Source organism: Rathayibacter rubneri, assembly GCF_023743255.1.
Lineage (GTDB): Bacteria > Actinomycetota > Actinomycetes > Actinomycetales > Microbacteriaceae > Rathayibacter > Rathayibacter rubneri.
On the sequence record NZ_JAMRYM010000031.1, the window covers coordinates 1 to 24,844 of the forward strand.

Genomic DNA, 24,844 nt, shown 5'->3' on the forward strand with positions numbered 1-24,844 from the left:
ACGTCCTGGTCGCGGTCCCGCTGAAGCTGGGCCTCGCCCTCGCGGTGGCGCTGCTGCTGAACCGCCCCCGGCTCCTGAAGGCGCGGCTCGCCTCGGTCGCCTGGCACGTCTTCTCGTTCGCCCTGCTCGCGGTGCTGCTGTACCCGGTGCTGTGGCTCCTCGGGTCGGCGTTCAAGCCCGGTACCGAGATCCTCACGAATCCCACACCGATCCCGCGGCAGTTCACGCTCGAGAACTTCGAGATCGCCGTGCAGGGGGTGGCGGGGCTGAGCCTCGCCCAGCTGCTCGGCAACTCGCTCACGATCTCGGCGCTGTCGGTCATCGGGAACGTGGTCAGCTGCGCCCTGGCGGCCTACGCCTTCGCGCGGCTGAGATTCCGCGGACGCGGGCTGCTGTTCGCCTTCATGATCTCCACGATCATGCTGCCGATGCACGTGGTCCTGATCCCGCAGTTCATCATCTTCAACGAGCTCGGGATGGTCGGGACGTTCCTGCCGCTCGTGCTGCCCAAGTTCCTGGCGACGGAGGCGTTCTTCGTCTTCCTGATGGTGCAGTTCATCCGGGGCATCCCGCGGGAGCTCGACGAGGCGGCGTTCATCGACGGGGCGGGGCCGTACCGCTCGTTCTGGTCGATCATCCTGCCGCTGATGCGGCCGGCGCTCATCACGACGACGATCTTCTCGTTCATCTGGAGCTGGGACGACTTCTTCCCGCAGCTCATCTACTTGAACAGGCCGGAGTCGTTCACGCTGCAGATGGGCCTGCGGCTCTTCGTCGACCAGACGAGCGCGTCGGCCTTCGGCCCGATGTTCGCGATGAGCGTGCTGGCGATCCTGCCCGTGGTCATCTTCTTCGCGCTCTTCCAGCGCTACCTCGTCGACGGGGTCGCGACGTCGGGACTGAAGGGATGAGCGCGACCCGGGTCGACGACCGCGCTCCGGCCCCGGTCCGGCGCCGCAGCGGCCTCGATCCCCACTCCGACACCTTCCACGCGTTCGCGGACGTGCTCTACACCGGAGTCCTCGTCTTCGCGCTGTCGCTGCCCGTCGTCACCGGCTTCGCCGCCCTCGGGGCCGGAGTGCAGGCTCTCCGGGAGGCGCGGGCGGCGGACGGGCACGTGAGCGTCGGCTCCGTCCTGCGGGCGTTCGGCCGGCGCCTCCGGCACCCGGTCGCGCAGCTGCTGCTGCCGACCCTCGTCACGGCACTGCTCGTGCTCGACGTCCTCGTGCTGCCGTTCCTCGGCGCCGACCCGACGGCCGCCGCGGTCGTCCCGATCGTCCTCGCGGCGACCGCGGGGGCCGTGGCGCTGCGGGTCGCGGGGGCCTGGCGCGACGACGTGCCGGCACGCCGCACTCTTGCGCTCGCGTGGCGCCGGATGTCCGCCGACGCCGGTGGGACGCTCGTCCTGATCCTGGCCGTCGCGTCCGCCGGCGCCGTGATCGCCGTCGTGCCGCTGCTGGTCGTCGTGATGGCGGGTCCGCTGGCCCTCGCCGCCCTGGCGATGGACCGCGACGGGGAGGTGCCGCGGTGATCGTCGACGACCCCCGCACCCGCCGCGTCATCGTGGTGTCGGACGTCGCGAACGAGGCCGACGACCAGTTCGCCGTCGTGCACGCCCTGCTCTCGCCGTCCCTCGACGTCCGTGCCGTCGTGCCCTCCCACTTCGGCGACTCCCGGTCGACTCGGTCGATGCTCGACTCGCGCGAGGAGCTCGACCGCCTCCTCGAGCTGATGGGACGCACCGGCACGGTGCCGATCGCGAACGGAGCGGCCTGCGCGCTGGTCGGCGAGGCCGAGCCGCAGGACAGCCCGGGCGCCCGCCTGATCATCGAGGAGGCGCGTCGTGCCGACGCCGGGCCGCTGTTCATCGCGGTCCTCGGGCCGCTGACCGATGTCGCGAGCGCTCTCCTGCTCGCTCCGGACCTCGCCGCGACCGACACCACCGTGATCTGGATCGGCGGCCCGCCCTACGGCGACGTCGAGTGGCGCGGCACCTGGCCCGAGTTCAACCTGCGGAACGACATCGCGGCCGCCAACGTCGTCTTCGGCTCCGGGATCACGCTCCAGCAGGTGCCGTCGGACGTCTACCGGCTGGTGAGCGTGGGCTACGCCGAGCTGCGCCGCAGGGTGGAGCCTCACGGCGCGCTGGGCCGGTACCTCGTGCAGACCGTCGCCGACTTCAACCGCGAGCACCACCGCGTGCCGGTCGAGTCGCGCTCGCTCGGCGACTCCCCGGCGATCGCGCTGATGCTGGACCCGTGGTGCGCGGTGTTCCGCCGGCAGGCGCCCGTCCGCTTCACCGCGACCGGGCACTGGGAGACGGCGACGGCGGGGTCGCAGGTGTCGGTCGTCGAGCGGATCGACGTCCGCTACCTGCTCGAGGACCTCTTCGCGAAGCTCGCCGAGCACGGGGAGGCGGTCGCCGGCTGACCGCTCACCGCGGCGCGGGGCCGGAGCTCTCGCGCTGGCGGAGGGCTCCCTCGAGCCAGAGCGGACCGGGGACCGCCCGCCCGTCGATGGCGAGTCGGAGGCGCCGCCACGCGTCGACCCCGAGGTCGTCCTGCGGAACCGAGACGGTGGTCAGCGTCGGCTCGCTGAACCGCGCGTAGGGGATGTCGTCGACGCCGACCACCGAGAGACGGCCGGGCACGTCGACCCCCAGCTCGCGCAGTCGTGAGAGGAGTCCGAGCGCGGTCAGGTCGTTGAAGGCGAGCACGCCGGTCGCTCCGGTCTCCAGGACCGCCTCGGCGCTCGAGAAGCCGTCGTCCAGGCTCGATCCCACGGTGCGCCGGTCGATCGTCAGACCGGGGAGACGCGCCTGGGCCGCGTCGAGGCCGGCGATGCGGAGCCGGTTCGACGCGCTCGTGACCGGGCCGCCGAGGTACACGAGGTGGCGGTGGCCGAGATCGACCAGGTGGTCGACGACGAGGTTCACCGCCTGGGCGTAGTTCATCGCCACCTGCGGCACTGCGTCCTGCGCCACGATGCGGTTGATCAGGGCCACCGGCGCGGTCTCGCCGACGATGCGGGCGAGGCGCTCGTCGCTCATGCGCGGGGCGCAGAGGATCAGCGCGTCGCAGCGGCGCCTCGCCTGGACCGCCGCGTCCGGCTCGGCCTGGGCGGTCTCCTGCGTGTCCCCGACGAGCACCCGGTAGCCGTCCTCCGCGGCGGCGCGGGTCACCCCTCGCAGGATGGCCTGGAACATCGGGTTTCCGAGGTCGGGCACGACGACGGCCACGGTGTGCGTGCGCCCGAGGGAGAGGTTGCGGGCGATCTCGCTGGGCCGGTAGTCGAGCGAGGCAGCTGCCGAGCGGACCCGCTCGGCGATGGCCGGATCGACGGTGGCGAGGCCGTTCATCACGCGCGAGACCGTGGCGCGGGAGACGCCTGCGGCGGCGGCCACCTCCGCGATCCGCGCCGGTCGCGGCTGGTCTGGTGTGCTCATCCGGGTCCTCCTGGCCTGCGGGGTCCCATTGTGGCGGATCCCTTGCCGCGAGGATATCCGACCGCTACGGTGAGCGAGAAACCGGTTTCTGACTTGTCGACGACATCGCCGGTGCAACGGGAGGCGGAGTATGCGCATCGCTGTGACAGGAGCGTCCGGCCGGCTCGGCCGCAGCGTCGTGGAGGTCCTGCGGGACGCGGGCCACGACGTCCGTCCACTGGATCGCGAGCGGCCGGAAGGACCGGGGGCGGTGGCCGTCGATCTGACCGACGCGGCCGCCGCACGCTCGGTCCTCGCCGGGATCGCTCCGGACGCGGTCGTCCACCTCGCCGCGATCGCCGTGCCGTTCAGCGCTCCCGAGCACCGGATCTTCACGACGAACACGGTCATGGCCTTCTCGGTCGTCGAGGCCGCCGTCGCCGCCGGTGCCACGCGCGTGCTGGTCGCCTCGAGCCCGACCGTCCTCGGGTACGGAGCGCGCGACTGGGTGCCCGAGCGGCTGCCGCTGGACGAGCGCATCCCCGTCGCCCCTGCGCACGCCTACTCGCTGTCGAAGGTCTGCGTGGAGGAGATGACCGCCATGTTCGCGCGGTCGACCGCCGGGGTCCGCTTCGCGTCCTTCCGGCCGTGCTTCGTGATCGCGCCCGAGGAGTGGGCGGGGGCGACCACCCAGCAGGGGCACTCGATCCTCGATCGCCTGCGCGACCCGGCGCTGGCCTCCGTCTCGCTGTTCAACTACGTCGACGCACGGGACGCGGGGGAGTTCGTCGAGCGCTGGCTCGCCGCCGATTCGGCCCCGAGTGGTGCCTGCTACTTCGTCGGCGCCCAGGACGCGTTCGCCACCCGCCCGCTCGCCGAGCTGCTGCCGGAGCATCTGCCGGGCACCGCCTCCGCGGCCCGGCACCTCGTGGGCACGCTGCCCGCGTTCGACAGCTCGGCCGCCGAGCGCGACACCGGATGGGTGGCCCGGCGCTCGTGGCGGACCGAGCTCGATCCGGCCGCCCTCGCCTCCCTCCTGCCCCCGGATGCCGTCGCTGCCCAGGAACCCGCCCTCTCGCAAAGGACCGCCTCATGACCCTCGCCTTCCACGACGGACCCCTGTACTTCCCCGTCACCGCCTTCGACGCAGGCGGGGACGTCGACCTCGAGGTGACGGGGCAGGTCCTCGCCGCCGGTCTCGAGCACGGTCCCGGCGGCGTGTTCGCCGCCTGCGGCACGGGCGAGTTCCACGCGCTGTCCCCCCAGGAGTCGCTGGCCGTCTCCCGCACCGCGGTCGAGGTCGTGGGCGGACGCGTGCCGGTGCTCGCCGGCGTGGGCGGGCCGATCGGCCAGGCCGTCGCCTCGGTGCGGGAACTGGAGGGGGTCGGTGTCGACGGCGTCCTCCTCCTGCCGCCGTACCTCGTCGGCTCCTCGCAGGACGGACTCGCCCGCTACGTCGGCCGGGTCGCCGACGCCTCAGGGCTGCCGGTCGTCGTGTACCACCGCGGCACCGCGCAGTTCTCGGCCGAGACCGTGCGGAGGCTCGTGGCCGAGCACCCGACCATCGCCGGGTTCAAGGACGGCGTGGGCGACGTCGCCCTCGCGCAGGAGATCGTGCTCGCCGCTCGGAGCGTCCGCGACGACCTGCAGTTCTTCAACGGGCTCCTCACCGCCGAGGCGAGCCAGGTCGCGTACCGCGCGCTGGGCGTGCCCCTCTACTCCTCCGCCGTCTTCGCGATGGCCCCGGCGATCGCGACCGCGTTCTACCGCGCGTACACGGCGGGCGACCAGGCCGCCTGCGACCGCCTGCTGGTCGGCTTCTTCCATCCGCTCATCCACCTCCGCGACACGACTCCGGGGTACGCCGTCTCGCTGATCAAGGCCGGCCTCCGCCTCTCCGGCGACGACGTCGGCGGAGTGCGGTCCCCGCTGACGGACCCGGGAGCCGAGCACTTGGAGCGACTCGCGGGCCTCCTGCGCGCGGGCGAGGAGCTCGTCGCCGCATGAGCACGATCGAGGCGATCAGCGTCCGGTCGCTCTCGGCCCGCATGCCGCGGCCCTGGGTGCCGTCGGCGCCCGACCTGCACCTCGTGCGGGTCGACGTCCGCGACTCGGACGGCTGCTCCGGCTCCGGATTCTCCTGGACGCCGACCATCGGGGCGAGCGCCGTCGCGGCGCTGCTGCGCGATGACGTCCGCCGGTTCGCGCTCGGGCGCGAGGCGGATCCCGAGCTGCTCTGGCCCCGGCTGTGGGAGCACCTGCACGAGGCGGGCGGGGGAGGGATCACGACCATCGCGATGGCGGGGCTCGACCTGGCACTCTGGGATCTGCGGGCGCGCTCGCGGGGTCTCGGCCTGCCCGACCTGCTCGGTCGCAGGCAGGAGCGGCTGCCCGTCTACGGCTCGGGGGTCAACCTGCACTACAGCGAGGACGAGCTCGCCGAGCAGGTCCGGCGCTGGCTCGACCGCGGCCTCGACGCCGTCAAGATCAAGGTCGGACGACCGGACCTCGGCGAGGACGTCGCGCGGGTCGGAGTCGTCCGCGAACTGCTCGGACCCGACCGCGTGCTGATGATCGACGCCAACCAGCGCTGGGACGTCGACCAGGCGGCGCGCGCCGTCGGGGAGCTGGCGCGCTTCGACCTCGACTGGATCGAGGAGCCCCTGCGCGCCGACGACACCGCCGGCTACCGCCGACTCGCCGAGCGGATCGACGTGCGCATCGCCCTCGGCGAGAACCTGCACACGGTCCACCGCTTCCGCGAGGCGATGGACGACGGGTACGCCGGAGTCGTGCAGCCCAACGTCATCCGCGTGGGCGGCATCACGCCGTTCCTCGCGATCGCCGCCCTGGCGGACGAGCGCGGCGTCGTCGTCGCCCCGCACCTCCTGCCCGACCTCTCGGCGCAGCTCGCCGTCGCGCGCGAGCAGCCGACCTGGGTCGAGGACGTGGAGGACGCCGGCTTCGACGCCCTCGGCGTCCTCGCATTCCCCTCCCCGGTGCGGATCGACGGTGCCACGGCGACCGTCGGCACGTCCCTCGGCCTCGGCCTCGACCTCACCGCCCCTCACCTCGACCTCCTGGAGATCCCGTGACCCTCACCGAGACGACCGCGCTCGACGCCGTCCTCGACCGCTCCTCCTCGGCCGCCCGCATCCTGCGCTCGACCCCCGACACCGACCGCGCGGGCTGGCTCGAGGCGGTGGCCGACGCGCTCGACGCCGCCCGCGACGAGCTCGTCGCGATCGCGCACGACGAGACCCACCTCGCTCCGGCCCGCCTCGTGGGCGAGGTCGCCCGCACGACGGGGCAGCTGCGCCTGTTCGCCGCGGTGGTCCGCGAGGGCTCGTTCCGCGAGGCCGTGATCGACCACGCCGCCCCGGAGGCGGTGCCGCCGCGCCCGGATCTGCGCCGCATCCTCGTGCCGCTGGGTCCCGTCGCCAACTTCGCCGCCTCGAACTTCCCGTTCGCGTTCTCCGTCGCCGGCGGCGACACGGCCGCCGCGCTGGCGGCCGGCTGCCCCGTCGTCGTCAAGGCCCACAGCGGGCACCGCGAGCTCTCCCGGCGCACGGCCGAGGTCGTCACCGACGCCCTGCGCGAGGCGGGCGCGCCCGACGGCGTGTTCGCCCTGGTGGAGGGACGCGAGGCGGGCACGGCCTTGGTCGCGCATCCGGCCGTCCGGGCCGCGTCCTTCACCGGCTCGGTCGCCGGCGGTCGCGCCCTGTTCGACATCGCGACCGGCAGGCCCGACCCGATCCCGTTCTACGGCGAGCTCGGCAGCGTGAACCCGGTCGTCGTCACTCCGGGAGCGAGCGAGGCCCGGGCCGCCGAGCTGGCGCGCGGACTCGCGGCGTCGTTCACCCTCGGCGCCGGCCAGTTCTGCACGAAGCCCGGCATCGTGCTGGTACCCGAGGGGAGCGCGATCCCCGGTGCCGCCGCGTCGGCCGTGGCCGGGACCGCGGCCGCCGAGCTGCTCACTCCGTCGATCGCCGACGCGTTCGCGGGCGGCTGGGCCTCGCTCGCCTCGCTCCCGGGCGTCGAGGTGCTGACCGAGGCGACCGCCGGCCCCGAGGGCGTGACTCCGGGCCTCCTCCGCGTGCCCCTCGAGGTCCTGCTCGCCGAGCCGCTCCTGCGCGAGGAGCTCTTCGGCCCCGTGACGCTGCTCGTCACCTACTCCGACCTCGAGGAGGCGGTCGCGGCGCTGGCCGGTTTCGAGGGCTCGCTCACCGGCACCGTGCACGCGGAGCCGGGGGAGGACGTCGCCGCACTCGTCGCCGTGCTCGCCGAGCGCGTCGGCCGCGTGCTGTTCGACGGCTGGCCGACCGGCGTCGCCGTCACCTGGTCGCAGCACCACGGCGGCCCCTGGCCGGCCACGACCTCTCTCTTCACCTCCGTCGGCGCCACGAGCATCCGCCGATTCCAGCGCCCGATCGCGTTCCAGGACGCGCCCGAGCAGCTGCTGCCCGAGGAGCTCCGCGAGTCGAACCCGCTCGGCGTCCCCCGCCGCGTGGACGGCGTGCTCGAGGGCGGCCGATGACCGCGGTCGGAGGCGTCGTCGAGCTCGAGCTCCGCGGTCCCGCCGAAGTGCCGCCGGCTGATCGCACCCCGGTGACGGTGCTGTTCCGGCACGCCGACGCCTCGGTCGAGGTGCCGGGCTTCTGGGACGGCGACGACGTCTACCGGGTGCGCTTCAGCCCGTCGCTCGAGGGTCCGTGGTCCTGGACGAGCCGCAGCGGCACCGGCGAACTGGACGGCGCGTCGGGATCGTTCTCGGTCGACCCGCGCGAGACGCCCGGCGCCGTGGGCGTGGTCGCGACGTACCACTTCGCCCACGCCGACGGCACGCCGTTCCGCCCGGTCGGGGCGACCGTCTACAACTGGCTGCACCAGGCCGACGAGCTGGTCGCGTCGACGGTCACCGCGATCGCCGACGCCGGATTCACGAAGCTGCGCTTCCTCGTGTTCCCGCAGGCGGGCGGTCACGTGGAGCACGTGCCCGAGCTGCTGCCCTTCGAGCGCGGCGAGGACGGACGGTGGGACGTCTCCCGCCCCGTCGTCGCCTTCTTCCAGCGCCTGGACGACGCCGTCGTGACGCTCGCCGAGCACGGGATCCAGGCCGACGTCCTGATCTTCAACTCCTACGACGGCGGCGCCTTCGGCCTCGACGGTCTGAACGAGGAGGAGGACGCGGCCTACCTGCGCTACCTCGTCGCCCGCCTCTCCGCGTACTCGAACGTCTGGTGGTCGCTCTGCAACGAGTTCGACATCCTTCCGCGGCCCGTCGAGCGCTGGACCCGTCTCGGCGAGCTGCTGGCCGCCATCGACCCGCACCAGCGCCTCCGCTCGATCCACCAGTGGATGGAGTTCTACGACCACAACCAGCCCTGGGTCACCCACGCGTCGATCCAGAACGGCGCGGCGACGGAGCAGTTCGGCCGCGCCTCGCTCTACCGCGACGCGTACCCCAAGCCGATCGTCCTCGACGAGATCAAGTACGAGGGCGACATCCAGGACCGCTGGGGCCACCTGTCCGGCGAGGAGCTCGTGCACCGCTTCTGGGTCGCGACCGTCGCCGGCTGCTACGCGTCGCACGGCGAGAGCTTCCTCACCGAGAGCGGCAGCCTCCACATCGTGGAGGGCGGGGAGCTGCGGGGCACGAGCTCGGCCCGCCTCGGGTTCCTCCGCGAGGTGCTCGATTCGCTGGTCGTACCCGGGCTGGATCCGATCGACCGGTGGGACGACCCGGGCTACGTCGCCGGAGTGCCGCGGGTGCAGTACGTGCAGTACCTGGGGCCGTCGTCGCCCGCGTCGTGGAGCTTCCGGCTGCCGCAGGGGAACGTGGGGGAGCGGCTCGAGGAGGGCGACGTCTTCGAGGTCGACGTGCTCGACACCTGGGGCATGACCGTGACGCCGGTGGGCCGGCGCTTCGCGCTGACGGAGGTGCTGCGGAACGACGCGTACGCCGACGCGGCCGTCGAGTTGCCGGAGGGGCGGGCGCTGGCACTGCGGATCACTCGGGTGGTGTGAGGGGGGCCCTCACAGGGTCTCTTCCGTCCGTCTGTCCCCGGTTCTCTCCGTCCGGGCCTCCTGTTCGTGCGTTCTCGGTGAGGGTTCGTGCGGGAGGTCTTCATGGACAAGGACGAGTTGGGGCGGCGGGGCGAGGAGATCGCTGCTGAGCATCTGAGGGCGAAGGGCTTCGAGGTCCTGGACCGGAACTGGCGGGTGCGGGGGGGCGAGCTGGACATCGTGGCGCGCGAGGGCGTGGCGCTGGTGGTCGTGGAGGTGAAGACGCGGTCGTCGGCGCGGTTCGGGATGCCGATCGAGGCGATCACGCGGGCGAAGGCGCAGCGGTTACGGCGGTTGGCGTATGCGTGGGCGCGGGAGCACGATCAGCGGTCGCGGCATCTGCGGATCGATGCGGTGGGCATCATCGCGCCGGACGGGGTGCCGGTGCAGGTGCGGCACTTCCGGGCGGTGGCGTGATGGGCATGGGCCGCACGTCCGCGGTGGGCTTGGTCGGGTTCAGGGGTGCGGTGGTCGGGGTGGAGGCGCACTCCTCCGACGGCACTCCCGGCATCGGGATCATCGGGCTCCCGGATGCGGCGCTGTCGCAGGCGAAGGAGCGGGTGCGGTCGGCGGCGATCAACTCGGGGAGCGTGATCTCGGAGTACAAGATCACGGTGAACCTCTCGCCGGCGGCGATGCCGAAGCACGGGTCCTCCTTTGATCTCGCGATCGGACTCGCCGCGCTGGCGGCGCTGGGGGAGGTGAACGGCGAGTCCGTGGCGGCCGTGGTCCATGTCGGCGAGCTCGGTCTCGACGGAAGGCTGCGCTCGGTGCCCGGCGTGCTGCCCGCGGTGCTCGCCGCTGCCCGGGCAGGTCGTCGACGCGTCATGGTGCCGCTCGAGGACCGAGCAGAGGCGGAGCTGATCGACGGGGTCGAGATCATCGCCGTGTCCTCGCTCGCGGCTGCCGCGGTGTGGCACGGAGCGGAGTGGGAGGTGCCGGTGCTGCCGGAGCCCGCGACACCGCTGACCGTCCCGGTCGAGCCGGAGGCGCGCCTGGACTTCGCCGACGTGATCGGCAACGAGGAGGCCGCGGAAGCGATGATCACGGCGGCGGCCGGCGGACACCATGTGTTCCTCCTGGGCCCACCTGGTGCGGGGAAGACCATGCTCGCGTCCAGGCTTCCGGGCATCCTGCCCGACCTCGACGATGACGCCGCCCTCGAGGCGACCTGCATGCGCTCGCTCGTCGGCACACCGACCGACGGTTCCCTTGTGCGGCGCCCGCCGTTCGAGAGCCCGCACCACTCCGCCTCGGCCGCCGCGATCGTCGGCGGCGGCAGCGGACGAATCCGGCCCGGCGCGGTCGCGCGCGCGACCCGCGGCGTCCTCTTCCTCGACGAGGCACCGGAGTTCAGCTCCGTCGCCCTCGACGCACTCCGGCAGCCGCTCGAGTCGGGAGTGATCCGCATCCACCGGGCGAACGCGGTCGCCGAGTTCCCCGCGCGCGTCCAGCTCGTCCTCGCGGCGAACCCCTGCCCCTGTGGTCGGCACGGCATCCCGGGGGAGACCTGCACCTGCGCTCCGGCACTGCGCCGCCGCTACCTGGCGCGGCTGAGCGGGCCCCTGCTCGACCGCGTCGACATCCGCCTGACGGTGCGCCGGATCGGTGCGGCTCAGCTCGCGGCCCGTCGCGACGAGAAGGGCATCTCGACGGAGCAGGCGCGGAGCCGGGTCACCGCCGCACGTGCGCTGGCCGCAGAGCGCCTCCGGCGCACGCCCTGGTCGACGAACGCCGAGGTCTCCGGGAGCTGGCTGCGCGCGTCGGAGCAGCGGCCGACGGCCGCGGAGTCCCGCACCCTCGACAAGGCGCTCGAGCGCGGGCTCGTCACCATGCGCGGCTACGACCGCGTCCTCCGCCTGGCCTGGACGCTCGCCGATCTCGACGACGTCGACCGCCCCTCGGCGGCTCACCTGGGTCGTGCGCTCGTCCTGCGCGGCGGTGCGTCATGAGCGCCGACCTCTTCGACCGCACCGAGCTCCGCGCCGCACGCGCCTTGCTGGCCCGGGGCGACTCCTCCGACCCGGCCGAGGTGCTCGCTCGTGCGGCCTGGAGCGGTCTGACCGAGCCGGGGGACGCCGTGGCCGCGACGCTCATCGAGGCGATCGGGCCCTCGGAGGCGCTCGCGCACGTCGTCTCGTCGGCAACCGCCGCCGAGATCCTCGCCGACTCCGACTGCACTCCCGGCGAGCTGACCGCCCTCGCCGCAGGTCTCGATCGCTGGCGGCCGCGTCTGGACCGCGCGCTTCTCCTCCGCCGGGTCGAGATCGCGCAGAAGCTCAACGCTCATCTGCTCCTCCCGGGCTCGCCCGGATGGCCGGAGTCGATGAACGATCTCGGACCGCATGCGCCACTCGTCCTGTGGACGCGGGGTGACATCGGCGCCTTCGCGCCCTCCCACCGGCTGGCCCTCGTCGGCGCACGGGCTGCGACCGGCTACGGCGAGCACGTCACCGCCGAGCTGGCCGCGGGAGTCGCGGAGCGCGGCGTCCTCGTCGTGTCGGGCGGAGCCTTCGGGATCGACGCCGTCGGCCATCGTGCGGTCCTCGGCTCCGGAGGGCGCACCGTCGCCTTCCTCGCCGGCGGCCCGGATCGGCTCTACCCGACCGCCCACTCGGAGCTGCTGCACCGCATCATCGCGACTCCCGGATGCGCGGTCGTGACGGAGGTGCCGCCGGGAACGACTCCCACGAGATGGAGATTCCTCCAGCGGAACAGGCTCATCGCAGCGTCCGCGGGAGCGACCGTCGTCGTGGAGGCGGGGGCCCGCTCGGGCTCACTGAACTCCGCGGGCCATGCCGCGGCCCTCGGCCGTCCGCTCGGCGCGGTACCCGGACCCGTGACCAGCGCGTCCTCTGCCGGCTGCCATCGCCTCTTCCGCGAGTTCGCGGCGACGTGCGTCACCACGGCCCCGGAGGTCCTCGAGCTCCTCGGCGCGGGGGAGAGCCCTGCCGTAGACGTCGCGCCCGGGCCCGCATCCCGGATCGTCGCCGCTCTCCGGGAGCGCGGCCCGCAGGAGACCGGCGCTCTCGCGCACGAACTGGGTTTCGCGATCCCCGACACCCTCGCGATCCTCGGAGCGCTGCTCGTCGAGGCGCACGTGGACAGGGCCGACGACGGGAGGTGGACCGCGGTCACCCTCTGACCCGTCGGCCCGCCGCCCGGCGCTGTCGGTCGTCCGCCCTACGCTGACAGCAGGTCAGTGAGGGGAGCGGCATGAACGACGAGGCGAACACGGGCGAGCACCCGCAGCTCGGGCACTTCCGGGCGGCCGAGCGGGTCGTCGCGCACCTCAGCGACACGCACTTCCTCGCCGAGGGCGCTCCTCTCTACGGAGTCGTCGACACGGTCGCGCGACTCGACGAGGCGCTCGCGCGGCTCGAGGAGCGCGGCGGCCGGCTCGACGCGATCGTCGTCACGGGAGACGTCGCCGACCGGGGCGAGGAGGACGCGTACCGTCGAGTGAAGGCGGCCGTCGATCCGCTCGGCGAGCGCTTCGGCTGCCCGGTCGTCTGGGTCATGGGCAACCACGACGAGCGGTCCGCGTTCCGCCGGGTGCTCCTCGAGCAGGAGTCCGACGACCGCGAGACCCCGGTCGACCAGGTCGTCGACCTCGACGGACTGCGGCTCATCGCGCTCGACAGCGCGGTCCCCGGCTTCCACCACGGCGAGCTCACCGACGCGCAGCTCGAGAGCCTCGAGCGCGAGCTCGCGACGCCCGCACCGCTCGGCACGGTCCTCGCCCTGCACCACCCGCCGCTGCCGACTCCGCTCGGTGCCATGACGGTGCTCGAGCTGCGCGGCATGGAGCGCCTCGAGGAGGTGGTCGGAGGCAGCGATGTGCGCGCGATCCTCGGCGGACACCTGCACTACCCGACGGCCGCGACCTTCGCCGGAGTGCCCGTCTTCGTCGCCGGAGCCACCAGCTACACCATGGATCTCGGCGCCCCCGAGCGCGAGCTCCGCGGCATCGACGGCGCCCAGAGCTTCTCGCTCATCCACGTGCACCCCGAGACGATCGCCACCTCCCTCGTGCCGAGTGCGACGGCTCCGATCGCCACCCGCTTCGGCACCGACCTCCTCGAGCGGCTCGAGGAGCTCGACGAGCAGGGCCGCATCGACCTCTGGTCGCGCATGCCCGCCGTCGAGGCGTGAGACCCCGTGCGTGAGCAGAGCCTCACCGGCGCCGTCGACGACTTCCTCCGCTACGTCCTCGACGAGCGCTCGCTCTCACCCGCCACAGCGAAGGGCTACCGCGGCGATCTCGCCACCCTGACAGCGCATGCCGCCACGAAGGGAGTCACGGCCCTCGCCGACGTCGACCTCGAGCTCCTGCGCGACTGGCTCTGGCACCAGACGCAGACCGGAGTCGCCCGCGCCACGCTCGCACGCCGCACCGCGGCGGTCCGCTCCTTCTCGTCGTGGGCGCAGCGGACCGAGCGGATCCCGACCGATGTCGCCGCACGCCTGCGCACCCCGAAAGCCGGGCGGCCGCTCCCGCACGTCCTCACGCAGGCTCAGACCGAGCAGGTGATCGACGTGGTCGCGGCGCGCGGCACCACGGACGATCCCGTCGCCCTCCGCGATCTGGCGATCATCGAGCTGCTCTACGCCTCCGGCATCCGCGTCTCGGAGCTCCTCGCCATCGACGTCGGCGACCTCGACCTCTCGCGGCTCACCGTCCTCGTGACCGGCAAGGGCGCCAAGCAGCGCGTCGTCCCCTTCGGCGTCCCCGCGAAAGAAGCGCTCGTCGCCTACCTCGAGAAGGCCCGGCCGCTGCTCGCGAAACCGGAGTCGCGGAACGCGCTCCTGCTCGGCCGCCGCGGCGCGCGCCTCACGCCGCGCACGGTCTACGCAGTCGTCACCCGCCTCCTCGAGCACGGCTCCGGCCCCTCGGGCCCCCACACGCTCCGCCACTCCGCCGCCACCCACCTGCTCGACGGGGGCGCGGACCTCCGCACCGTGCAGGAGATGCTCGGTCACGCGAGCCTGGGCACCACGCAGATCTACACGCACGTCTCGACCGAGCGCATCCGCGACGCCTACCGGCTCGCGCACCCGCGCGCCTGAGGTGCCGTCGAGCGGCAGCAGCACCGCCCGCGGGATCCCGCCGTAGAAGCGCATCGGGGAGATGTACTGCCCATCGGCCCGCACTCCGAGGTGCAGGCATCGCCCGTCGCAGTGCCCTCCCGCACCGACGGTGCCGATGACGTCACCGGCCACGACCACGGCTCCCTCCGCCACGGCCGCCTCGACCGGCTCCACGCTCGACACGAGGCCGTCGGCATGCGCGATGCTCACCACCCCGCGGTCCACGACCCGGCCGACGAACGACACCGTCCCGCCGGTCACCGCCACGACCGGGGCCCCCGCCACCGCCGCCAGGTCGATGCCCCGGTGCCCCGCCGCGAAGCGGTGCGCGGGCGCCCGCCACGGCTCGACCACCTCGAATCCCGCCACCGGCGACGACCACAGCGCCGACTCCGGCGACGACGGCGAGCCCGGAGCAGGCACGGCGGAGGCGGCTGGGAGGGTCGGAGGCGGGGGAGCGGCGAGCAGTGCGAGCGCCAGGAACACGCCCGGGCGGAGCAGCGAGGAGGTCCACATCGCGCCACCTTGGCGCTCCGGGGGCAGCACCGGCCGACCAGCGGCGCGACCGGGGGAGAAGCTTCGCGAACCCGTCCGGTGGAGGACTCTCCCCGATCATCCCCGAGCGCAACCCGTCGAGGCGGACTCGCAGGCGGGAGTAACGTCGCTTCGCGTGAATCCGGGACGGGGCGCCACCAGCGCCGCCGACCGGCAGCAAGAGCGGAGACGATCATGACCAGCGGACGATCCGAGACACCGGCCCCTTCAGCCGCCAAGCTCCGGAGGAAGGTGATCGGCCTGGCCATCGCCGCCGCGGTCGGCGGATTCCTCTTCGGCTTCGACTCCTCCGTGGTCAACGGCGCCGTCGAGGCCGTGCAGGGCGAGTTCGACCTCTCGGCCGCGCTCATCGGCTTCGCCGTGGCCTCCGCCCTGCTGGGCTGCGCGCTCGGCGCGTACATCGCGGGGCGCCTGGCCGACCGCTGGGGCCGCATCAAGGTCATGCTGCTCGGCGCCGCCCTCTTCTTCGTCTCCTCCATCGGCGCCGGCGCCGCCTTCGCGGTCTGGGACCTCGTCCTCTGGCGCGTCGTCGGAGGCCTCGGCATCGGCATCGCCTCGGTGATCGCCCCCACCTACATCTCCGAGATCGCCCCCAAGGCGATCCGCGGAGCCCTCGCCTCGCTGCAGCAGCTCGCGATCACGCTCGGCATCTTCGCCGCCCTCCTCTCGGACACCCTCATCGCCGAGGGCGCGAACGGCGCCTCCGAGCCGTACTGGTTCGGCGTGGCCGCCTGGCGCTGGATGTTCATCGCCTGCGCCGTCCCGGCCGTGATCTACGGCCTGCTCGCCCTGACGCTCCCGGAGTCGCCGCGCTTCCTCGCCACGCGCGGCAAGACGGAGGAGGCGCGCCGCGTCCTCGCGACCGTCACGCCCCGCGAGGAGGTCGACGACGCGCTCGCCGACATCCAGAAGCGCATCGACGAGGACGCCGAGAACGCCAAGCGCTCGAGCCTGCGCGGCCCCGCGCTGGGCCTCCTGCCCGTCGTCTGGGTCGGGATCCTGCTCTCCGTGTTCCAGCAGTTCGTCGGCATCAACGTGATCTTCTACTACTCCACGTCGCTCTGGAGCGCCGTCGGGTTCGACGAGTCCAACTCCTTCGCGATCTCGGTCTTCACCTCCGTCGTGAACGTCGTGGTCACCTTCATCGCGATCTTCCTGGTCGACAAGGTCGGCCGGAAGCCGCTGCTGCTCATCGGCTCCGCGGGCATGGCGATCTCGCTCGCGCTCATGGCCATCGCGTTCAGCCAGTCGACGATCAACGGCGAGGACGTCTCGCTGCCCGGTGCGTGGGGACCGATCGCGCTGGTCTCGGCCAACGCGTTCGTCGTCTTCTTCGGCGCCACCTGGGGACCGCTCGTCTGGGTCCTGCTCGGCGAGATCTTCCCGAACCGGATCCGCGCCGCCGCACTCGGACTCGCCGCCTCGGCGCAGTGGATCGCCAACTTCGCCATCACGGTGACGTTCCCGATCCTGTCGCAGGACGTCTCGCTGACGCTCGCGTATGGCCTCTACGCCGCGTTCGCCGCGATCTCGTTCGTCTTCGTCTTCATGTTCGTGCCCGAGACCAAGGGGCGCTCGCTCGAGGAGATGGACACCCTCCACATCCGCACCGTGATGAAGTCGGCCCGCAACTAGGCCGCGACCTCACCCCGCCGCGACCTCCGGCTCGCGGAATCGCCTTCGGCTCGCAGGAACTCCGTGTTCCGGCGAGCCGAACGTGTTCCTGCGAGCCGAGCCGGATCCCGCGAGCCGAGCCGGATCCGCCGGCCGAGCACCGGCGAGCAGAAGCCGCCGAACCACCACCTCCGCACGACGGACCACCCCGCCGCCGCGGTGCTAGACTCCTCGGAGCACCTCGCTCGTCGGGGTGACTACGCGCGCCCATTCGGCCTCCGCTCCCCTCGGTCCACCTCCGCTCACGCGGGGGCGGCGGGAGCACGCCGGGCGCCAGGGCGACGTGCCGACCGGCCGTCGCAGACAACCGAACGGGAGTTCGGCGCCGTCGTGCGCCCGGACCCCGAGACAAGGAGAACGACTCATGGCAGTCGTCACCATGCGCCAGCTGCTCGACAGCGGCGTCCACTTCGGGCACCAGACCCGCCGCTGGAACCCGAAGATGAAGCGATTCATCCTGACCGAGCGCTCGGGCAGCTACATCATCGACCTGCAGCAGTCGCTGGCCTACATCGACAAGACCTACGACTTCGTCAAGGAGACGGTCGCCCACGGCGGCACCATCCTCTTCGTCGGCACGAAGAAGCAGGCCCAGAACGCGATCGCCGAGCAGGCGACCCGCGTCGGCCAGCCCTACGTGAACCAGCGCTGGCTCGGTGGCCTCCTCACCAACTTCCAGACGGTCTCCAAGCGCCTCGCGCGCATGAAGGAGCTCGAGGAGCTCGACTTCGACGACACCACCAAGAGCGGCTTCACCAAGAAGGAGCTCCTCATCAAGAAGCGGGAGCTCGACAAGCTGCACAAGTCGCTCGGCGGCATCCGCAACCTGTCGAAGACCCCCTCCGCGCTGTGGGTCGTCGACACCAAGAAGGAGCACCTCGCGATCGACGAGGCCAAGAAGCTGGGCATCCCGGTCATCGGCATCCTCGACACGAACTGCGACCCGGACGAGGTCCAGTACCCGATCCCGGGCAACGACGACGCGATCCGCTCGGTGAGCCTGCTCACCCGCATCGTCGCCGACGCCGCCGCCGAGGGCCTGATCCAGCGCCACCAGAAGCCCGAGGCCGAGGGCAACGTCTCCGCCGTCGAGCCGCTGGCCGAGTGGGAGAAGGAGCTTCTCCAGGGCCAGGAGCCGCAGGCCGGCGCCGAGACCGAGAAGGTCGCCGACGCCGAGGCCGCCACCGCCGATGAGGCCGTCGCCGACGCCGAGGCCCCCGCCGCGGACGAGGCTCCGGCCGAGGCGCCCGCCGCCGACGAGGCGACCACCGAGGCTCCGGCCGACGAGACCGCCACCGCCTGACACCCCTCCTGAGCCGGAGCCGGGCGCACTGCTGACCGCAGGCGCCCGGCTCCGCTCGGACAGGCACCCGATCGCCACCGCGATCACCACTTCAGACAGACTGGAGTCCCGCAGTCGACCGGGAACCACCGGGTCGGCCGGACGCCAGAACCACAGAGGAGTTCGCAGAACTATGGCCAATTTCAGCCTCGCTGACGTCAAGACGCTGCGCGAGCAGCTCGGTACCGGCATGGTCGACACGAAGAACGCGCTCGTCGAGGCCGACGGCGACCTGGACAAGGCGGTCGAGATCCTCCGCCTCAAGGGCGCCAAGGGCAACGCGAAGCGCGCCGACCGCTCCACCAGCGAGGGCCTCGTGGCCGCCGCGGAGAACGGCGGAGTCGCCACCCTGATCGAGCTCGCGTGCGAGACCGACTTCGTCGCCAAGGGCACGAAGTTCATCGCCCTGGCCGACTCGGTGCTCGCCGCCGTCGTCGCCGCCGGCTCCACCACCGTCGAGGAGGCCCTCGCGGCGCCCGCCGGAGAGAAGACCGTCGCCGACCTCATCAACGACGAGGCCGCGATCCTCGGCGAGAAGGTCGAGCTCCGCCGCGTCGCCACCGTGCAGGGCGAGCACTTCGCCATCTACCTGCACAAGACCAACAAGGACCTGCCCCCGCAGGTCGGCGTGGTCGTGGGCTACGCCGGAGACGACGCCGAGACCGCTCGCTCGATCGCGCAGCACATCTCGTTCGCCAACCCGTCCTACCTCTCGCGCGACGACGTCCCGCAGTCGGAGGTCGACAACGAGCGCCGCATCGTCGAGGAGATCTCGCGCGGCGAGGGCAAGCCCGAGGCCGCCCTCCCGAAGATCATCGAGGGTCGCGTCAACGCGTACTTCAAGCAGGTCGCGCTGCTCGACCAGGACTACGCCAAGGACAACAAGCTGTCCGTCAGCAAGGTCGTCGGCGACGCGGGCCTGACCGTCTCGGGCTTCGCCCGGTTCAAGGTCGGCGCGTAGCACGCAGCAGGGGAGTCCGGGTCGTTCAGTCGACCCGGACTCCCTTCGCTCTGCCCGGGGGGAGTGCTCCGGGCGTGGTCGCGGGGCGTGCTCCGCGCGGGATAGATTTGTACGGGTCCACGGGAGGAAACACGTCCATGACGCAGACGGATGCGATGACGACGGGCAAGCGCCGCAGGGTGCTTCTGAAGCTCTCGGGGGAGGCGTTCGGAGCCGGGACCCTCGGGGTGAATCCCGATGTGATCAGCGCACTCGCTCGCGAGATCGCCGACGCGGCGACCGAGGTCGAGATCTCGGTCGTGGTCGGCGGAGGCAACTTCTTCCGCGGCGCTGAGCTGTCGCAGCGCGGCATGGACCGCGGACGCGCCGACTACATGGGCATGCTGGGCACGGTGATGAACGCCCTCGCCCTGCAGGACTTCCTCGAGCAGGCCGGCGCCGAGACGCGCGTCCAGTCCGCGATCGCGATGACCCAGGTCGCCGAGCCGTACATCCCCCGCCGCGCCATCCGCCACATGGAGAAGGGACGCGTCGTCATCTTCGGCGCCGGGGCGGGTCTGCCCTTCTTCTCGACCGACACCGTCGCCGCACAGCGCGCGCTCGAGACCCACGCCGACGTGGTGCTCGTGGCGAAGAACGGCGTCGACGGCGTGTACGACGCCGACCCGCGCACGAACCCCGACGCCAAGAAGCTCGACGCGCTGACCTACCAGGAGGCGCTGCAGCGCGGTCTGAAGGTCGTCGACTCCACCGCCTTCAGCCTCTGCATGGACAACGGGATGCCGATGCAGGTCTTCGGCATGGAGCCCTCCGGCAACGTGGCGAAGGCCATCCGCGGGGCCCGGCTCGGCACTCTCGTCTCGAACTAGACTGACCACTTCTCTCTTCTAAGGAGCCCCCGTGATCTCGGATGTACTCGCCGACGCGACGACCAAGATGGACAAGGCCGTGGAGGTCGCGAAGGAGGACTTCGCCACCGTGCGGACCGGCCGCGCGAACCCCGGCATGTTCCAGAAGGTGCTCGTGAGCTACTACGGCACCCCGACGCCCCTCTCGCAGCTGGCGTCGATGCAGAACCAGGAGGCGCGCACCCTCGTCCTCACGCCGTACGACAAGGGCTCGCTCCGCGACATCGAGCAGGCCATCCGGGACATGCCGAACCTCGGCGCCAACCCGACGAACGACGGCACGATCATCCGCGTCACCCTGCCCGAGCTCACCGCCGAGCGCCGCAAGGAGTTCGTGAAGATCGTCCGCACCAAGGCCGAGGACGCGAAGATCGCGGTCCGCAACATCCGCCGCAAGGGCAAGGACGACCTGGACGCGCTGAAGGGCGAGCTGGGCGACGACGAGGTCGGCCGCGCCGAGAAGGAGCTCGAGGCCGTCACGAAGAAGCACGTCGACGCGATCGACGAGGCTCTGAAGCGCAAGGAAACCGAGCTGCTCGAGGTCTAGTGGTGGCCGACGAATCCGAGGGCTCCGAGCACGGGGAGGAGCGACAGACGCCGCACGTCCCGGGTGCCCGCGGCTCGCGGATGGTGACCCGCGACGCCCTCGTCGCGCGTGCGCAGCAGCGGCGCGCCGACGTGGAGCGCCAGCTCGAGGCGACCCGGGCGCAGCTCGAAGCCACGAACGACCGCCTCACCGCGCGATCCGGCCGCAATCTCGTCTCGGCCACGCTGATCGGCGTGATCGGCGTCGGCGCCATGGGCGTGAGCCTGCTCCTGATCAAGGAGCTCTTCATGGTGCTGGCCGGAGCCCTGGTGCTCCTCGCGGCGCTGGAGCTCTCGAACGCGCTCCGGCACGCCGGTCGCGACATCCCGAGGATCCCGACCGGCATCGCCGGCGTGATCGTGGTGCCGGCCGCGTACTACGGCGGGCTCTCGGCAGCCTGGCTCGCGGTCCTCGGCGGGTCGCTCCTCGTCGCGCTCTGGCGGCTGGGCGAGCAGGTCCTCGGACGCACGTCCTCGTCGCGGAGGGATCTGCTGCTCGACATCGGTCTCGGTGCGTTCGTGCAGGCCTACGTGACCTTCCTGGGCGCCTTCGCGGTGCGTCTGGTGGCCGAGGAGGGGGGTCAGCTCTGGGCGCTCTCCTTCCTGCTGCTCGTGATCCTCGTGGACATCGCCGCGTACGCGAGCGGTCTGACGTGGGGCAAGCACCCCATGGCGCCGCGGATCAGTCCGAAGAAGACCTGGGAGGGCTTCGCCGGTGCCGCCGTGGCCGGCATCGTCGCGGGCGTCCTGCTCGCCGTGCTGCTGCTCGACCAGCCCTGGTGGGTCGGCGCCGTGTTCGGTGCGGTGGTGCTCCTCACCGCGACGCTGGGCGACCTCGCGGAGTCGCTGATCAAGCGCGACATCGGCATCAAGGACATGAGCTCCTGGCTGCCGGGGCACGGCGGAGTGCTCGACCGGCTGGACTCGATCCTGCCGTCCGCGGCCGCCGCGTACGTGCTGTACTTCGTCTTCGCGCACTGACGATCGGATGCGGCCGATCCGGCCTCGGAGGCGACTCCCACCACCCGGCGACGCGCCGGTGCCCGGACTCGGCCCCGCAGTTGGCAGAATGTCCGGGTGACCGCTCCCTTCCCTCGTGCCCGCGACAACCGGCCCGGCTACGACGTCGAGGAGGTCGACTCCTTCCTCTCCTCGGCTCGCGAGGCGTACGCCCAGCTCTCGGGGGGCCCGGCCGACCTCCGAGCGGCGGACCTCCGCCACACCGCCTTCACCCTGCGCAAGGGCGGCTACTCCGCGCCGCACGTGGACGCCGCGCTCGAACGGCTCGAGGACGCGTTCGCCAGCAGGGAGCGGCAGTACGCCATCGCCGCGAAGGGGGAGGACGTCTGGCTCACGGAGGCGCGCGCGACGGCCCAGGAGGTCGTCAACCGGCTCGCCCGGCCCCAGCGCGAGCGCTTCCACCGGCTGGGAGCGCTGACCACCGGCTACAACATCCGTCAGGTCGACGCGTTCTCCGACCGCATCTCGGGGTACTTCCGCGACGGCTCCGTGCTCAGCGTGGACGACGTCCGGACCGTCTCCTTCGCCCCTCAGCGGGGCGGGTACTCGGAGCCCCAGGTCGATCTCGTCCTCGACACGGTGGTCGACGTGATGCTGGCGGTCCGCTGACGGTCCGCGGTGGTCCTGGCCCATCGGGGCCCCGTCCGTTATGCTTTCGTAATCGTGGGTAAGCATGAACCAACCGCCGTCGCCCAGCCACCCGTCTCCCGGCCCTCGGCCGTGAAGCCCCCGGTTCCGCGTCAGGCCCCAGCACGCCGTTCCCGAGGACGCCTCCCCCTGGCGGTCCTCGCGTTCGCGGCGTCCATCGGATTCGTGATGGTCTCGGTCGTCGACCCCTCCAGCGGGGCGGTGGCCTCGCCCTACTACCAGGCTCCCGCGCGCTTCGACGGCGACCCGTCCCAGCGACTCGTCGTCGTCGGAGCGGTCGAGCGGGCGGTGCAGCGCGACACGTTCGATGCGCAGGCGAAGCCGACTCCGACGCCCACTCCGACTCCGACCCCCACCGAGACCGCCGAGGTCGAGGAGGAGGACGAGTACGAGGCTCCTGCGCCCGTCGCACGCTCGGCCGCACCCGACCCGGGGTCCGCCAAGGCCATCGCGTACGACATGGTCGTGCAGCGCGGCTGGGCCGACAGCGAGTACGACTGCCTGGTGCTGCTCTGGACGCGCGAGTCCGGCTGGAACACCTTCGCCGAGAACAAGTCGAGCGGGGCCTACGGCATCCCGCAGGCGCTCCCCGGCAACAAGATGGCGACGGTCGGCGGCGATTGGCAGACCAACCCGGCCACTCAGATCACCTGGGGCCTCGGCTACATCGAAGGCCGCTACGGCTCGCCCTGCGGTGCCTGGGCGCACTCCGAGGCGATGAACTGGTACTGAGTCCTCCTCCCCATCCCCCACGGGCCCCTCACCTCGGTGACGGGGCCCGTTCGCGTCCGGGGAGCACGCCGAGCCCTCGGTAGCCTGGGGGCGTGGATTACGCGCTGCTCGGAGTCGCCGGGATCATCACCGTCGTCACGGTCGCGCGCTTCTCGAGCCGACTCGGCATCGCCGCGCCGCTCATCCTCGTGGTCGTCGGCATCGGTGCCTCCTACCTGCCCGGCGTGCCCGAGATCGAGGTCGAGCCCGAGCTGATCCTGGCGGGGGTGCTGCCCCCGCTGCTCTACTCCGCCGCGATCCAGGTGCCGTTGACCGACTTCCGGCGGAACCTGCGGTCGATCTTCGGCCTGTCGGTGCTGCTCGTCTTCGTGACCGCGATCGTCGTGGGCCTCTTCCTCTCTGTGCTCCTGCCCGACCTCAGCCTGCCGGCGGCCATCGCGCTGGGCGCCGTCGTCAGCCCGACCGACGCGGTCGCGGCGACCTCCATCGGCAAGAAGCTGGGGCTGCCGCCGCGTCTGGTCACGGTCCTCGAGGGGGAGAGCCTCGTCAACGACGCCTCCGCGCTGGTGCTCCTGCGGGCGGCGACGGCGGCGACGGCGGTGGTGGGCGCGTCGGTCTCGGCCGACGCGATCGACATCGGCGAGGTCGGCGTGCTGTTCGTCTACTCGGTGCTGATGGCCATTGCTCTCGGGATGGTGATGGGGGTCATCACCGTCTTCGTCCGCTCCAAGCTCCGCGACCCGGTCCTCGACACCGCCGTCTCGTTCGCGGTGCCGTTCCTCGCGTACATCCCGGCCGAGGAGCTGGGCGCATCGGGCGTGCTGGCCGTCGTCGTCACGGGCATCTACACCGGGCACAACAGCGCGCGGTTCCTCAGCCCGCAGTCCCGGATCAGCGAGCGGGTCAACTGGCGCACCGCTCAGTTCCTGCTCGAGAACGGCGTCTTCCTCCTGATGGGGGCCGAGATCAAGCTGATCATCGGCGAGGTCGAGCCGGGGGAGCTGGGGGTCGGCGAGGCGGTCCTGCTGGGACTCGCGACGGTGGTGCTGCTCATCGTGCTGCGGACGCTGTTCGTCTGGCCGCTGCTGGTGTGGCTGCGCCACTCCGGTCGCCGGGCCGAGCGGATCAACCGCCGCCTGGCCGTCGGGGTGATGCGCTTGCGCAACAGCGCGACGACCGACGAGCGGTTCCGCCGGCGCCAGCTCCGCGCCGAGCGGCTCTACCACCGCCGCGAGACCGATCTGGCGGCGACCACGAGCGAGGCCTTCGGCTGGCGCGGCGGAGTGATCCTGTCGTGGTCGGGGATGCGCGGCGTGGTCACGCTCGCCGCCGCGCAGTCGCTGCCCGCCGAGACGCCGTACCGCGAGCAGCTGATCCTCATCGCCTTCACGGTGGCCGTCGTGACGCTGCTGCTGCAGGGGGCCACGCTCCCCGCTCTGATCCGGCTCACCGGCATCCAGGGCAGCGATCGGGACGCCGACCGGCGCGAGCTGGCGACACTGCTCGACGAGGTCGCGGCGACGGGCATCCAGGCGCTCCCGGAGGCGGTCGCGGAGCTGCCGGAGGGAATGGTCGGGCCGCGCGTCCTCGAGCGGGTCCGGCGCGACACCCTCACCCGCTCGCAGGTCGCGTGGGAGCAGGTGGACCGCGACGACGATGCTCCGCTCGGTCCGCACGCGCAGTACCTGCTGCTGCGCCGCGCCGTCCTGCTCGCCGAGCGCGAGGCGCTGCTGGAGGCGAGAGGGCGCGGCCTCTACTCGTCACGGATCCTGCGGCGGGCCCAGATGATGCTCGACGCCGAGGAGACCCGCCTCGAGCTGGACGACACCTCCCACTGA

Annotated in this window: 23 protein-coding genes and 1 pseudogene; 22 read left to right on the top strand and 2 right to left on the bottom strand. The window is 72.3% G+C overall.

What is annotated here, in order from left to right; genetic code table 11:
- From NB037_RS09010 to NB037_RS09020, 3 genes are all read left to right on the top strand, one after another.
- On the top strand, positions 1-911 hold a 911-nt coding region (locus NB037_RS09010), incomplete at its 5' end, for a carbohydrate ABC transporter permease (protein WP_308202066.1).
- Positions 908-1,531 carry a hypothetical protein gene (locus NB037_RS09015; protein ID WP_251945270.1) on the top strand — a complete coding sequence of 208 codons (624 nt, stop codon included), beginning with the start codon at positions 908-910 and terminating at the stop codon, positions 1,529-1,531. The genes NB037_RS09010 and NB037_RS09015, both read left to right, overlap by 4 nt.
- Positions 1,528-2,430: a nucleoside hydrolase gene (locus NB037_RS09020; protein ID WP_251945272.1), complete on the top strand. Its 903-nt coding sequence runs from the start codon at positions 1,528-1,530 to the stop codon at positions 2,428-2,430. The genes NB037_RS09015 and NB037_RS09020 overlap by 4 nt, the downstream gene beginning before the upstream one ends.
- A gap of 4 nt (positions 2,431-2,434) precedes the next feature.
- Here the strand turns inward: NB037_RS09020 and NB037_RS09025 are convergent, their stop codons facing one another.
- Positions 2,435-3,445 (bottom strand): LacI family DNA-binding transcriptional regulator, encoded by a 1,011-nt coding sequence (locus NB037_RS09025; protein WP_251945274.1) that lies wholly within the window; start codon positions 3,443-3,445, stop codon positions 2,435-2,437.
- 130 nt (positions 3,446-3,575) lie between these two features.
- On the opposite strand from NB037_RS09025, the gene NB037_RS09030 reads away from it, so the two are divergent.
- From NB037_RS09030 to NB037_RS09075, 10 genes are all read left to right on the top strand, one after another.
- The gene (locus NB037_RS09030) at positions 3,576-4,520 is read left to right on the top strand and encodes an NAD-dependent epimerase/dehydratase family protein (RefSeq protein ID WP_251945276.1); all 945 of its coding nucleotides are present in this window, start codon (positions 3,576-3,578) and stop codon (positions 4,518-4,520) included.
- Positions 4,517-5,431, top strand: coding sequence for a 5-dehydro-4-deoxyglucarate dehydratase (locus NB037_RS09035; protein WP_251945278.1), 915 nt, complete (start codon positions 4,517-4,519; stop codon positions 5,429-5,431). The genes NB037_RS09030 and NB037_RS09035 overlap by 4 nt, the downstream gene beginning before the upstream one ends.
- Positions 5,428-6,519 carry a mandelate racemase/muconate lactonizing enzyme family protein gene (locus NB037_RS09040; RefSeq protein ID WP_251945279.1) on the top strand — a complete coding sequence of 364 codons (1,092 nt, stop codon included), beginning with the start codon at positions 5,428-5,430 and terminating at the stop codon, positions 6,517-6,519. Before NB037_RS09035 ends, NB037_RS09040 begins: the two co-directional genes overlap by 4 nt.
- On the top strand, positions 6,516-7,961 hold the full coding sequence (locus NB037_RS09045) for an aldehyde dehydrogenase (NADP(+)) (RefSeq protein WP_251945281.1): 1,446 nt from the start codon (positions 6,516-6,518) through the stop codon (positions 7,959-7,961). The genes NB037_RS09040 and NB037_RS09045 overlap by 4 nt, the downstream gene beginning before the upstream one ends.
- Entirely contained in the window at positions 7,958-9,451 is a 1,494-nt protein-coding gene (locus tag NB037_RS09050; protein WP_251945283.1) for an apiosidase-like domain-containing protein, read from the top strand. The genes NB037_RS09045 and NB037_RS09050 overlap by 4 nt, the downstream gene beginning before the upstream one ends.
- Positions 9,452-9,553: 102 nt before the next feature.
- On the top strand, positions 9,554-9,907 hold the full coding sequence (locus tag NB037_RS09055; protein ID WP_251945285.1) for a YraN family protein: 354 nt from the start codon (positions 9,554-9,556) through the stop codon (positions 9,905-9,907).
- Positions 9,907-11,442 carry a YifB family Mg chelatase-like AAA ATPase gene (locus NB037_RS09060; protein ID WP_251945287.1) on the top strand — a complete coding sequence of 512 codons (1,536 nt, stop codon included), beginning with the start codon at positions 9,907-9,909 and terminating at the stop codon, positions 11,440-11,442. Before NB037_RS09055 ends, NB037_RS09060 begins: the two co-directional genes overlap by 1 nt.
- Entirely contained in the window at positions 11,439-12,635 is a 1,197-nt protein-coding gene (gene dprA, locus NB037_RS09065; protein WP_251945289.1) for a DNA-processing protein DprA, read from the top strand. The genes NB037_RS09060 and dprA overlap by 4 nt, the downstream gene beginning before the upstream one ends.
- A 71-nt stretch (positions 12,636-12,706) precedes the next feature.
- Positions 12,707-13,645: a phosphodiesterase gene (locus NB037_RS09070; RefSeq protein WP_251945291.1), complete on the top strand. Its 939-nt coding sequence runs from the start codon at positions 12,707-12,709 to the stop codon at positions 13,643-13,645.
- A gap of 6 nt (positions 13,646-13,651) precedes the next feature.
- Positions 13,652-14,560: a tyrosine recombinase XerC gene (locus NB037_RS09075; RefSeq protein ID WP_251945293.1), complete on the top strand. Its 909-nt coding sequence runs from the start codon at positions 13,652-13,654 to the stop codon at positions 14,558-14,560.
- A gap of 66 nt (positions 14,561-14,626) precedes the next feature.
- Here the strand turns inward: NB037_RS09075 and NB037_RS09080 are convergent.
- Positions 14,627-15,097 (bottom strand): annotated as a pseudogene (locus NB037_RS09080) (peptidoglycan DD-metalloendopeptidase family protein); the annotation flags it as partial.
- Positions 15,098-15,310: 213 nt separating this feature from the next.
- On the opposite strand from NB037_RS09080, the gene NB037_RS09085 reads away from it, so the two are divergent.
- From NB037_RS09085 to NB037_RS09125, 9 genes are all read left to right on the top strand, one after another.
- Positions 15,311-16,771: a sugar porter family MFS transporter gene (locus NB037_RS09085; RefSeq protein WP_251945295.1), complete on the top strand. Its 1,461-nt coding sequence runs from the start codon at positions 15,311-15,313 to the stop codon at positions 16,769-16,771.
- A 403-nt stretch (positions 16,772-17,174) separates the two neighbouring features.
- Complete coding sequence (gene rpsB / locus NB037_RS09090; RefSeq protein WP_251945297.1) at positions 17,175-18,113, top strand: 30S ribosomal protein S2; 939 nt, start codon at positions 17,175-17,177, stop codon at positions 18,111-18,113.
- 172 nt (positions 18,114-18,285) lie between these two features.
- Positions 18,286-19,113, top strand: coding sequence for a translation elongation factor Ts (gene tsf, locus NB037_RS09095; protein WP_251945299.1), 828 nt, complete (start codon positions 18,286-18,288; stop codon positions 19,111-19,113).
- A gap of 155 nt (positions 19,114-19,268) precedes the next feature.
- Positions 19,269-19,982 carry a UMP kinase gene (pyrH, locus tag NB037_RS09100; RefSeq protein ID WP_251945334.1) on the top strand — a complete coding sequence of 238 codons (714 nt, stop codon included), beginning with the start codon at positions 19,269-19,271 and terminating at the stop codon, positions 19,980-19,982.
- A gap of 31 nt (positions 19,983-20,013) precedes the next feature.
- Positions 20,014-20,568 (top strand): ribosome recycling factor, encoded by a 555-nt coding sequence (frr, locus tag NB037_RS09105; protein ID WP_251945303.1) that lies wholly within the window; start codon positions 20,014-20,016, stop codon positions 20,566-20,568.
- A gap of 2 nt (positions 20,569-20,570) precedes the next feature.
- Positions 20,571-21,587: a phosphatidate cytidylyltransferase gene (locus tag NB037_RS09110; protein ID WP_251945304.1), complete on the top strand. Its 1,017-nt coding sequence runs from the start codon at positions 20,571-20,573 to the stop codon at positions 21,585-21,587.
- 96 nt (positions 21,588-21,683) lie between these two features.
- A complete protein-coding gene (locus tag NB037_RS09115) occupies positions 21,684-22,235 on the top strand; it encodes a DivIVA domain-containing protein (RefSeq protein ID WP_251945306.1) in 552 nt (183 codons plus the stop codon).
- 207 nt (positions 22,236-22,442) lie between these two features.
- The gene (locus NB037_RS09120; RefSeq protein ID WP_251945308.1) at positions 22,443-23,006 is read left to right on the top strand and encodes an aggregation-promoting factor C-terminal-like domain-containing protein; all 564 of its coding nucleotides are present in this window, start codon (positions 22,443-22,445) and stop codon (positions 23,004-23,006) included.
- A gap of 92 nt (positions 23,007-23,098) precedes the next feature.
- Positions 23,099-24,844: a cation:proton antiporter gene (locus NB037_RS09125; protein WP_251945310.1), complete on the top strand. Its 1,746-nt coding sequence runs from the start codon at positions 23,099-23,101 to the stop codon at positions 24,842-24,844.